Genomic DNA, 11,920 nt, shown 5'->3' on the forward strand with positions numbered 1-11,920 from the left:
TGGCGGTAACCTATAGAGCATGAAGCTCACCGAAATCTCCCCCGCAATTCCACTGACATCGCTCGATGGGCGGTACCGCAAGCAGACACTCCCTCTGGTGGAGTATCTAAGCGAGGCTGCGCTCAATCGCGAGCGCATCGACGTGGAAGTCGAGTGGATGATCCTGCTGGCGGGCGGATACGCAGGCAACGGTTACCAGCCCATCATACCTGGAATCAAACCGCTAAGCCCAGCCGAGCAAAAGTACCTGCGTTCCATCGTCAGCGGCTTCGGTGCGGATGGCATTGCCCGGCATGCAGCGTATGAAGCCAAAACCCACCACGATGTAAAGGCCGTGGAATATTACATCGATGATTTTCTCGACGGCGCCCCACAAACGCTGGGCGAAGACACCCAGCTACCAAGGCTCAAGACGCTGGTGCATTTTGCCTGCACCTCCGAGGACATCAACAATCTGGCCACGGCACGGTGCGTGAAGCAGGCCGTCGAGCAGGTATGGCTGCCGGCCGCCAACGCAATGACGGACTTTCTGGCGGGCAAGGCCAAGGATTACCGGGCCATGCCCATGCTGGCCCTGACGCACGGCCAACCCGCCACCCCTACAACACTGGGCAAGGAACTGGCCGTGTTCGTCCACCGGCTGCGTCGGCAGCTGAGACATATTGAAACCCAGGAGTACCTAGGGAAAATCAACGGAGCCACTGGCACCTTCGGCGCACACACCATAGCCTGCCCGGATGTCAACTGGCTCGCCGTCTCCCGTGAATTCGTCGAACATCGCATGGGGCTCACGTTCAACCCGTTGACCACGCAAATCGAAAGTCATGATTGGCAGGCCGAGCTTTACGGCTCGATCAGCCACTTCAACCGCATCGCCCACAATCTGGCGGTGGACACTTGGATGTACATCTCGCGCGGCGTGTTCGTGCAGGTCCCGGTCAAAGGCGCCACCGGCTCCTCGACCATGCCCCACAAGGTGAACCCCATCCGTTTCGAGAACGCCGAAGCCAACTTCGAGCTCTCCTGCTCCATGCTCGACACACTTGCCGCCACATTGGTGGAAAGCCGCTGGCAGCGGGACCTCACCGACTCCACCACACAGCGCAACATCGGTGCCGCCTTAGGCTATTCCCTGCTTGCCATCGACAACCTGAACGGAGGCCTGAGCTCCATCCATCCGGATGAGGCTGCCATGAACGCCGAGTTGGAGAGCAACTGGGAGGTGCTCGGCGAGCCCATCCAGACCGCCATGCGAGCCCAGGAACTGCAAGGGCGGCAAGGCATGGAACGGCCGTACGAGAAAGTCAAGGAGCTTATGCGAGGCAAGCGCATAGGGCAGCAGGACGTGGAGCAATTCATCGACTCTTTGGACTTCGACGAAGCCACAGCGCTTCGCCTCAAGACGCTCACACCAAGCAGATACACAGGATTGGCCGAGCAACTGGTAGCGTTCGAAGCCAACGATGATGATCACCATGGGTCACATCAGTAATGACAGATAGCGTACGGGAACCCACCGTGTCATCGGATGGGCAGGATGATATGGAGACCGTTCCGATCCCCCAAAAACGGGATGGACAGCCCACGGCGCTTGCATCATCGCAGGCAACCCAGAAACCACAGCGGCAAGTCGAAATTGAGGATGTGCCTCCGGAACGCACCCACAACCTCAACGATCTGCTCCACGCTGGCGGGGCCTTATTGGCGGCGGTGGTCGTCATTCTCATCGCCATGTATATGCGAGGCCTCACCAGCGGCGTGGAGCATGATGCCAGAACCGCAGCACCTGCATTGGAATGGCTGTTGGTGCTTCCCTCATCGGTATTACAGCAGCTGACATCGTTCATCATCGTCATCGGCGTGCTGTTCACCTTGCTCACCAGCCGCGAATGGTTGCAATCCGCTGTCAGCATCGTGGCCTTATTCAGCGGGTACGCGGTTATTTTTGTAATCTCCTACATCCTCACGCATTTCAATGTGCCTATGCTGCTTTCCGCCTTGGCTCCGCCGGGAGGCAGCACACTGACCCCTACGATTCCTGACATATACGCCGGCCTCGGTGCCTTTCTTACGGTCGCAGGACCTCGCAAAATTCGCCCCAGCGTAAAGTGGAGCTGGAATGCCCTGTACATCGTCGCAGTGGTTTGCGTGGTGCTTTCATGGAATTCCGTGCCAGGTGTCATCGTTTCCTTTGCAGTAGGCCGCATCATCGGCATGTTGCTACGGTTCGCCACCGGAACCAGCAACAAGGGCCTGTGGGGCAAACAGATCGTTCAGCTCATGAAGGCCATTGGCCTCGATATCGTTCAACTGCAACGTAGCCATGCGGCAAGCAACGAGACCGGAATACTGCAGGCCACTCTGGATGATGATCTTATTGAAAACTCAAGAATCTACAAGGCCCTAGACAGCCAGGACAAATGGTACACGGTCTCAGTGCTCGACGCACAGCCCCACAATGCCGGCTACCTCCACCAACTTTGGCAGGGACTTAGATTCAACGGAATCTCCGTGAGACTCGATAGATCCGCAAGCGATGCCAACCATCACCATCTTTCGATGCTGCTCGGCCTGAAGAACAGTGGACTGAAGACGCCCAATGCCTATGGGGTGGCCGATAGCGAGGAATCATCGGCGTTGGTGTTTGACACACAGAGTGCGCCACAGTCCTATAACTACACCAACATCAATGCCGAAGACGCCGCCGGGTTCATGGCCTACCTGAGCCAAGCCAACAACCACGGCTATACGCATACCCGTATCAGCCCGAAAACACTCTCGAAACTGAACGACGGCAGCCTCATCATCTCCGGATGGCAGAACGGTGATTGCGCAAGTTCGTCCACAGCCGTAGCGGTAGATAAAGTACAGCTTCTAGTGTTGATGTGCATTCTCCTCGGCCGCGACAAGGCCATCGTCACCGCACAACGGGTCTGGGGTACAACGACACTCTCATCGTTGGCCCCGTTCATGCAAAAAGTCGTCATCCCCAGTGAAACAAAGGGTCTGCCAGGGTGGAACAAGCAGATTATTGCCTCCATACGTGAGCAGCTTGTCAAGCTCATTCCCCCTGAGGAACGTCAGGACGGCGAACAGGTCACGCTGGCACGGTTCAACGTAAAATCCTTTGTCTCCATAACATTGCTCATCGTCGCCGTAGCCGTCATCTTCACGCAGCTCAAACCGGATGAAGTCATCGCCGCCGTCAGAAACGCCAACATCTGGTGGGCACTGGCGAGCCTCTTCTGTTCGATGTTGGCATGGGCCGGGTGCGCGCTTACGCTTGGTTCTTTCATGGACAAGAACCACAGACCCGGTCTTTTGGCGCTGTTTTGCTCTCAAGCCGCTTCAGGGTTCACCGCCGTTTCGATGCCTGCCGGAGTGGGGCCGGCCTTCGTCAATCTTCAATTCCTGCGTAAAAACGGCTATAAAAACACAGCGGCAACCGCAATCATGAGTGTCACCTGGCTTATCCAAGGCATCACCACCGTGCTGTTGCTTTTGTTCATCGGCTTGTTCACCGGCCGCAACACGCTCTCTGGCATGGTTCCCAGCAACACCCTCATCGTGGTCATCGGCGCCATTGTGCTGATTGCCAGTGCGGCGATGGCCATTCCGTCATTGAGGCACATGCTCATTCGTAAGTACCTTCCCGTGGTGAAATCCTATGTCAATCAACTGCTCGCGGTTCTCAGCCAGCCCGTACAATTGACCCAGGGTGTCGTTGGCGCGTTGATTCTCAACATTGCAACCGGATTCGGGTTCTGGTGTGCTTTGATGGCATTTGGCTACCACAGCAATCCGGTCGAGGTCACCTTCGTCTTTCTCCTTGCCAACACACTTGGATCTGCGGTACCGACCCCAGGTGGGTTGGGCGCGGTCGAGGCGGCCTTGACATTTGCGTTCACATCAATAGGAGTCCCTGCTGCCGTGGCGCTTTCGGCAACGTTGGTCTATCGTGTGGCATTTTACTGGCTACGCATTCCGATAGGGGCTATCGCATTACGATGGTTAAACAACCATGATCTGCTATAAGTGGCCCAAAAAGTGAGAAATTCATCGTAAAAAGTACCGAAAACCCTTATAAAAGGCGGTTGTTTGGGATATGTTGGGGTAAAATAGAGTCGACCGAGTTTTCTACGTACAGGTAGAAACAATAATTAGAAAAGGATCTCATTCATGGCATACAACAAGTCGGATCTCGTTTCAAAGATCGCACAGAAGTCCAATCTCACCAAGGCACAGGCCGAAGCAGCCGTCAACGCTTTCCAAGATGTCTTCGTCGAGGCGATGCAGTCAGGCGAAGGCCTGAAGCTCACCGGTCTCTTCTCCGCTGAGCGTGTGAAGCGCGCTGCCCGTACTGGCCGTAATCCTCGCACAGGTGAGACCATCAAGATTCCAGCATCCTACGGCGTTCGTATTTCCGCCGGTTCGCTGCTGAAAAAGGCCGTCACTTCCAAGTGATTTCGGATTCCGATTCCGAACGTCCCTGGCCTCACAATATAGAGGTCAGGGACGTTTTGTGTCGGACTCCAGACACATCAAGTATAATTAAGACCGACAAGTGCAGTCGTGTTTAATCCAACCCACGGAAGGTGTGGTATGAAATTACGGGAATTAGCTTTGAAGGTTGGGCAGATTATGCAAGACGCCGGTCGACATGCATTCCAGACACAAACCAACCCCCACGATCTCAACCTTTCATCAGTACCAGATACACGAATACGTTTGGAGTCGATGATTGACAAGAAGCTCGTGGCATTTGTCGAGAATCGATTGAATTATTTGGAACCATATCAGGGCATGTGGCGCAACCGACCGAAAGAAGGCAACCCCGGCGACCGCTATTGGTGCGTGGGAAACATAGACGGAGTCATCAACTTCGCCCGCAACATGCCCGAATGGACCATCACTGTCTCGTTGTTCGAATTCGTGACCGCCACACATGCCCACCCGATCCTTGGCGTGGTGCATGCTCCTGCGCTTGGCGTCACATATCTGGCTGCCGAAGGCGAGGGGGCCATTCGCATACGGAACACACCTCTGGGCGACAAGCATCAGAAGATCATGCCTTCGACCCTCGAACATCTGGAAGGTTCAGTGGTCAGCTTCGGCATGTCACATGTGCCTGAGGAATCAGCCCGGGCGTTTACGTTGCTTGGCCTGATCGCCGGTAAGCCAGCTGATGTCAAGCGGGTCGGGCCTGTCTCTCTGGACCTGTGCAAAGTGGCTGACGGAACATACGATGCCTATTTTGAACCCCACCTGCATCAATGGGATATTCCCGGGGTGTCGGCAGGGACTGTTGTGGTGCGCCAGGCACAAGGCAAGGTGACCCAATGGGTCGATGACACCATCCACTGGCGCGGCGAAAACGATATTGTGGCCACCAACGGACTGATCATCAACGAATTGAAGCCCTACTTGGCCAATCCCTCGGTTTCAGGGGTATGAGCGTCCGGTATGGCCGCGACGACAATACGGCACCCACTACTCTTCATTCAATTTGCACCTTTCCAACCTCTTGGCGTTGAATGGGCCCACAATCAGTCGACATCCAGAGGGATATGGTGCGTGGGAGCGGGATAACGATTATCAAGACGAGTCAGCTCTTCTGCATTCAGTTCGATATCAGATGCGGCCACATTGGCCTGCATATGCCGAGCGTTGCTGGTTTGCGGAATGGCAAGCGTATTGCCGTCACGTACGCTCCAGGCGAGCATCAACTCGTAGGCGGAGACTCCATGGGTGTGTGCAATCGAAAGCACTGCAGGGTCGGTGAGCATGCTGGTCTTCAAGTTGTTCTTGAGCCCACCTAAGGGAGAGTATGCAATCAGAGGAATGCCACGTTGCCGCTGCCAAGGCAGTAAATCGTATTCGATGCCACGCGCCTCAATGTTGTAGAGATCCTCATTTGCCCCCACCTCGCCTCCATGGGGCAGATCCACCAATTCCTGCATATCTGGAATGTCGAAATTCGAGACACCCCAAGACCGAATCTTGCCTGTGGCTTTCAATCGCACCAACTCGGAGACGGTCTCCTCCAATGGTATGGAGCCGCGCCAGTGATAGAGGTACAAGTCAAGATAATCGGTCTGGAGCCTTCTGAGACTATCGTTCAGATGTTGCTCCATAGCGGCCTTTGACGCATTCTCCGGTCGCACTTTGGAAATCAGGACGATGTCGTCACGGTTGAATGGCTGCAATGCCTCCCCAACCAAGGTCTCCGACTTGCCAGAGCTATAGGTCTCAGCCGTATCCACAGCTCTGGCCCCGGCCTCGATGCCTGCACGGATGGCCTCGACTTCGGCGTCGTGGGCCAAAGGGTCACTTCCCATATGCCATGTGCCAATACCCACTGCAGGCACCGACTGGCCCGCCACCTCAATGGTCTTCAACAGTTCTGCTCCCTCGATGATAATTATCGACTGCAACCCGCAACATCTACAATCGCATCATTTGATGATGATACCATTCTACAAAACATTCAATCAACATACGCATCAATAGCCAAATGAGCACCGCGAGCCCAATCCGCGGCCTTCATGGCTTTCTTGCCCTGCACCTTGACCTCTTGAAATTCAAGAGGACCAGAAGCGGTGCCGACCCACACATGCTTCTTGCCGGCAGCAAGCACACCGGGCTCCAAACCACTTGGCACTTGCCCATCGGAGGTATCGGCCACGCAAGCTTTGAGCACATGAAGCAATAGAGCGCTCTCGCCTTCATGCGAGCTTTGCGAACTCTTCGAACCTTTGGCGTGCAATGTGCACCAAGCACCCGGATCAGGGGTGCAGGCGCGAATCTGGCGGTCTGCTGCGAAGGCCGGCACATCGAAACGGATATGGGCATCATCCGTGGTAATCTTCTGCGCCACTTCGTAAGAACCTTGAGGCTGCTCCTGCGGCACGGCCTCGCCCTCGGCCACTGCCTCCAGAGACGCCGCCAAAAGATGGGCACCGTCCTCAGACAGGCGTTGCAGCAAGTCCCCGGATGTGTCATGTTTGCCGATGGCCAGCGTGCTCTGGGCCAGAACAGGACCGGTATCCATACCTGCGGTCAGGCGAAAGACCGTGGCTCCGGTAAGGCTGTCACCCGCCCAAATGGCACGTTGCACAGGAGCGGCACCTCGCCATTGTGGGAGCAATGAGAAATGCAGGTTATACCAGCCCAGAGGCAAAGCATCGAGCACCGGCTGGCGCAAGATCTTGCCATAGGCCACAATGGCACCAGCCTCGGCGCCGGTCGCCCTCAGTTCGTCAACGAACGTAGGCTCCCTCGGATCGCATTCCAGCACCGGAATGCCAAGCTCCATAGCCGCAGCCTTCACCGGGCTCGGGGTGAGCTTCCGCCCACGTCCGCGCACAGCATCGGGCCTGGTGAGCACCGCCACCACCTCGAAATGCTCGGTATCTTGAGCCAGTGTTCTCAATGCCGGCACCGCCGGCTCAGGAGTACCCGCAAACAGCAACCTCAACATCTGCTCCCTCATTTCTTCAAGTCGTCAGCTCCAAGGCAGTGGATATGCGTCAAGCCCTATAACAACGGAACCAAAACGACACATCACTCTATCGTATCCACCCCACGACATCATCGCACGTTTGTCGGCGTGAGGGGAATTGCACTGTTGCCGCAGCAGCGGATCAGCGTTTTCCTCAACGCTGAACGGCGGGAATGCCGATGCCCAAGCCGATGAGCGTCTCGCGCAGCTTGGACGCATCGGAGAAACGTAGGGCGCGGATGCCGGCAGAATTGGCACCGACCACATTCATCGCCTTGTCGTCCACAAAGAGACAGGTGGCCGGGTTGATGCCGAACCGTTTGACGGCATATTCAAAGATATCCTTATGCGGCTTGCGCAGCTTGACGTAGCCGGAAACCACCGAATCATCGAGCGAACTCAGAATCGGGTACTGCTTCTTTGCCGGCCCGAAAAGCTCCACGGCCCAGTTCGAAAGCCCCCAAACGCCGATGCCAGCATCCTTAAGATCGCCCACCAGCACCCTTGCACCAGGCACCGGGCCCACCAGAGAGTCCTCGAAATTATCAAAATAATATTCCAACATACTGGCCCATGGCTCACCGTACTGCTTGTTCACGGCCGCCACAGCCTCAACCTCGGTGCCACCCACATCCATGGCATCGCTGGCGTCGTAGAACCCGGAGATATCATTGTCGAGGAATTGGTCGATGAGCTCCTGGGAATACCGCGGCATCATCGCCGCCTGTGGATCCCACTTGACCAGCACATTGCCGAAGTCAAAGAGCACGTCGGTAATCGGCTGGCCTGCCGCTTGCCTCGCCGCACCATCGGCCATCACCTTGTCGTATTCCATTTCTGGTTCACCCGGCCAGCCTTTCATAGTGACACTCCTCATCGCTCAAACATGCAGGTACACATCCCACTCTACAGGGACGGTCTAACGGCTACTCCTATTAATGCCAATCGTTTTGCTATATTGAGCTAATCTTCAAACATGCAACTCCGCCGATTATGCCGCCCATTCAGGCACGAGCCAACTGCCGACGTACATATTCGCTGCGGCTGATGTGGTATCTTTTGGCTGCACGATCAGTCTGTACAAGAAGGCGACGAGGCATACGCAATGTGACCGAAACCATATTGTCCTCATTCTCCGGTTTGAGATGAAAATCATAATAAACAGGACCGACGAGTCCATCATCTATGCTTTCGTTCTCGACCTTCTCCGCATCTTCGTCAAGCTCCGTACTAGTTACGCCGAACTCCTTAAGAAGCTCCTTCTCATTCATGTTGCTCACTTACTCAATCCCTTCAAAATCCGTATCTCTTCGACAATCTTCTTCGTCGGCGGCGTCATCGCATGATAAACCATTACGCGACAGCCCTTCACCCGATATATGAGTTCTAAATCACGCCCTCGCCCGTCAAGTCCAATGGCGATCCATGCTCCATTGGCTCGTTGTACATCCATCTCAATGCTTTCCATTGCAGTCACCACGTCTCGATCATTAATCTCAGGATGTCGTCGATGCACTCGTTCCAGTACATAAATCTCCATCTTCACCCACCAAAAACAAAACGTAAGACAAACGCAAAACTTCACACTTACATGCGTAAGAATACCACTAATAAACAAGCCACACAAACCTCAGTCTAGGTCTTTGGGGTCGAGGGCGAAGCGAAGCTCACCAGGCTCTCTTTTGGCCACATGTAATGCTGATGCATCATGCAGGCGAGTGGCCAACACTGACCGCAGGCCTTGCGGCACCCGGACGATGGCCTTGACTCGGTCCTGCGTGGCCTCCAGCTCACGGGCATCCATGGTACGAGGCTGGGACATCGGCACCGGGCCAAGCACCGAGGGCTGGGAGCCATCGGAAAACTCGATGGCGGCGAAGTCACCATCCACAGCGCCGATGCGCCGCAACGTTTGGTCCACCGCTGTACGTCGGCCCCAAACGGCGGCGGCTGCACATATTGGTGGCAGTCCGGTTTCCAGCCGTGCATCCAATTCGTCAGCGGCGAGAATGCGAGAATCCCAAAGCAACAGCGAGCGTGCGATAACAGGATCGGTCTCCCCCAGCAGCAATGCCTGGCCACCGGCAGCCCTCGGCACGCACATCGAGACGGCGCGCATCCACGCAGTCAGCACATCAGGCCTGGCATCAAGGCTCTGCGAATATAGACTCGTCCAAGCATCAAGGATGGCCACCGCCCGGTAACCGCCAGAAATCCTCGGCTCAGCGCCGGGTGTGGCGATGACGATTAGAGGGTGCGAGTTGCCCATCTCTGGCGACGGAACAGACTGATCGTGTTGGATATTTGATGATCGATGCGTCTTCTTCCACCCCGTGGATGCGTATCGATCCGGGAGACTGTGCACAATGCCACCGGGCTGCTGTGGACTGGATACGACCATATCCACACTATGAAACAGCTGTTGGAGCTCCTGGGCAGTACCGGCCGCACCGACACGGACCACACGCAAGCGGTCGTGCTTGCAGGCCGGGCACACCCAGTTGGCACTCACCGCCCCGCACCAGGCGCAACGAGGTGCCTGCCCTCGCACCTGTTGCAATGGGCCAGTGCAGCGCGGGCACCGGGCCTGACGGTGGCAATGGCAGCAGCTCAATGCAGAAGCCACACCGTCGCGCGGAATGGAAAACAGCACCGGGCCGCGTTCCAACGCTTCAGAAAGTATGTGAACGGCAATATGGGGCACGCGAGCGCCGATGGTGGAGTCCGCCAGTCGAGATAATTCATCGCGATTGAACCATCGAGTCCAGGGGACGGCGGTATGCACAGCAGATGGTACGGGGTGCACAGACACGCTGGGACCAGTGACGCCGTTTTCTTGCGGTGCATAGGGTTCCGTGCCAGTACCATTCACTGCGGCGGCGACATCTTCACTGGCGGCACCATCATCACCATTGCCATCCAGCGCCGCTCCACCTACGCCATCCGCATCGTCAGAGTCTCTCCGACCAGCGCTCTCTTCGAATCCGCACTCCCACTGGCTGACCACACTGCGGGCGTTGGCGAGCGCCACAAATGTGCCACCGTGGGCTCGGGCACGAAGCCGAAGCACCCCTCGGGCCTGGGCATAGGGCATCATGCCGTCGGCATACTGATAGGCGTTGTCTTCCACGAGGGCAAAGAGCGCCTCCCCCTCCACAGGTGCGTACATGGCAGCACGGGTACCGATGACGCAGCGCACTTGGCCCGTGGCGACGGCAAGATATGAGCGGTACCGCTCGGCCGGGGCCATGGACGCAGAAAGCTGTGCCACATCTCCTGCATACCCGCCATGAGTGGCCTTGGTACGAGCAAACGGCTGCAGACCGTACTGCTCCAGTGCCTGCATCATATCGTTCACTTCACGCACGGTTGGAAGCACCAGCACCATACCCCTACCGGTTGCCAGCGCCTGCACCGCCATCCACGCCGCATCCCGCGCCCACTGACCGGGGCCAGGCAGCGGATCGAACACGAACGATGAAAATCCACTGGAAGCCAGCCCGTCTCGCAACTGTGTGGCCGCGTCGTACTCTGCCTGCATGCGGCTGAACTCACTGCCGAGCAGCACGGTGTCGATATGCCGGCGCACAAGGGCGGTTCCGGCAGCGGTAAAGTCGCCGATACCCGTAATACCGTGCACCTCCGAACGCCCTGTCTCGTCGTCATCAGAGCCACCGGCATCGTCATCTTGCGCCGAAACCAGGCCCTCCCCCAATGCAGCCAACTGCTGTTCCTTATCCACTCGAGCCACACGAGGGGGAACCGCTAGACGAAGGATATTCGCCGGAGTACCTCCATAAGCCTGGGCGATCAAGGTGATGTCACGACGCATCGAGGCACTGACCAGAATTTCCGGGCTCACCACGCGCTCAATGTAGCGCAACGCCGAAGCCTGCGTATGGCTGGAAGCCACGCGAGCCCAAATGATGCCGTTGACACGCTGACCACCAAACCGCACACGCACCATCACGCCAGGCCGGGCCGCTTCGGAATCCTTTTCCTCAATGAGGTAGTCGAATGGCGTGCCCAAATGCGTGGCCTGGATATCGAGCACCACCTGCACAATCGGATTGTTCTTTGCAGGGTGACGCTCCTTGGGCTTGCGTTTGCGCCGTTTGCGTGGGGCGAGGCCGGCGAGCGCCAGTTGCTCCGCCTCGCCTTCACTGTTTTTATTTCCAGCACTCGCCTTGCCTGCCATCACTCACCACCCTCCATGCTCAATCAACGTTCGAAACCGAATCACCGTCGGCCACCGTTTCATGGCCATATAGTCATTATGGCACTGCGACGTTATTACCGCTGATAAAGAATGTCATTATCGCTGGGCACCAGTATTGCAGACAACCGCCGTTGCGGCGGAACGAAACCAGCGAACGCTCTTGCACGCACAGATTGTTATGGTCTGATATTTATTTAGGA

The 11,920-nt window shown here is 56.6% G+C and carries 10 protein-coding genes; 4 read left to right on the plus strand and 6 right to left on the minus strand.

What is annotated here, in order from left to right:
• Window positions 1-19: 19 nt before the first annotated feature.
• From purB to ACSYSS_RS06605, 4 genes are all read left to right on the plus strand, one after another.
• Window positions 20-1,492, plus strand: coding sequence for an adenylosuccinate lyase (purB, locus tag ACSYSS_RS06590; protein WP_491703237.1), 1,473 nt, complete (start codon window positions 20-22; stop codon window positions 1,490-1,492).
• Window positions 1,492-4,035, plus strand: coding sequence for a lysylphosphatidylglycerol synthase transmembrane domain-containing protein (locus ACSYSS_RS06595; RefSeq protein ID WP_491703238.1), 2,544 nt, complete (start codon window positions 1,492-1,494; stop codon window positions 4,033-4,035). Before purB ends, ACSYSS_RS06595 begins: the two co-directional genes overlap by 1 nt.
• A gap of 144 nt (window positions 4,036-4,179) precedes the next feature.
• Window positions 4,180-4,464, plus strand: a complete 285-nt coding sequence (locus ACSYSS_RS06600; protein ID WP_491703239.1) for an HU family DNA-binding protein — start codon at window positions 4,180-4,182, stop codon at window positions 4,462-4,464.
• A gap of 138 nt (window positions 4,465-4,602) precedes the next feature.
• Window positions 4,603-5,454, plus strand: a complete 852-nt coding sequence (locus ACSYSS_RS06605; RefSeq protein WP_491703240.1) for an inositol monophosphatase family protein — start codon at window positions 4,603-4,605, stop codon at window positions 5,452-5,454.
• A 92-nt stretch (window positions 5,455-5,546) separates the two neighbouring features.
• Here the strand turns inward: ACSYSS_RS06605 and ACSYSS_RS06610 are convergent, their stop codons facing one another.
• From ACSYSS_RS06610 to ACSYSS_RS06635, 6 genes are all read right to left on the minus strand, one after another.
• Window positions 5,547-6,398: an aldo/keto reductase gene (locus ACSYSS_RS06610; RefSeq protein ID WP_491703241.1), complete on the minus strand. Its 852-nt coding sequence runs from the start codon at window positions 6,396-6,398 to the stop codon at window positions 5,547-5,549.
• A gap of 89 nt (window positions 6,399-6,487) precedes the next feature.
• On the minus strand, window positions 6,488-7,480 hold the full coding sequence (gene fmt, locus ACSYSS_RS06615) for a methionyl-tRNA formyltransferase (protein WP_491703242.1): 993 nt from the start codon (window positions 7,478-7,480) through the stop codon (window positions 6,488-6,490).
• Between the two features lie 175 nt (window positions 7,481-7,655).
• The gene (locus ACSYSS_RS06620) at window positions 7,656-8,363 is read right to left on the minus strand and encodes an HAD family hydrolase (RefSeq protein WP_491703243.1); all 708 of its coding nucleotides are present in this window, start codon (window positions 8,361-8,363) and stop codon (window positions 7,656-7,658) included.
• A 142-nt stretch (window positions 8,364-8,505) separates the two neighbouring features.
• Window positions 8,506-8,772, minus strand: a complete 267-nt coding sequence (locus tag ACSYSS_RS06625; RefSeq protein ID WP_491704264.1) for a type II toxin-antitoxin system HicB family antitoxin — start codon at window positions 8,770-8,772, stop codon at window positions 8,506-8,508.
• Between the two features lie 5 nt (window positions 8,773-8,777).
• Window positions 8,778-8,969, minus strand: coding sequence for a hypothetical protein (locus ACSYSS_RS06630; protein ID WP_491703244.1), 192 nt, complete (start codon window positions 8,967-8,969; stop codon window positions 8,778-8,780).
• 162 nt (window positions 8,970-9,131) lie between these two features.
• Window positions 9,132-11,699 (minus strand): primosomal protein N', encoded by a 2,568-nt coding sequence (locus ACSYSS_RS06635; protein ID WP_491703245.1) that lies wholly within the window; start codon window positions 11,697-11,699, stop codon window positions 9,132-9,134.
• Window positions 11,700-11,920 lie beyond the last annotated feature (221 nt).

Source organism: Bifidobacterium sp. ESL1118 (genome assembly GCF_058505595.1).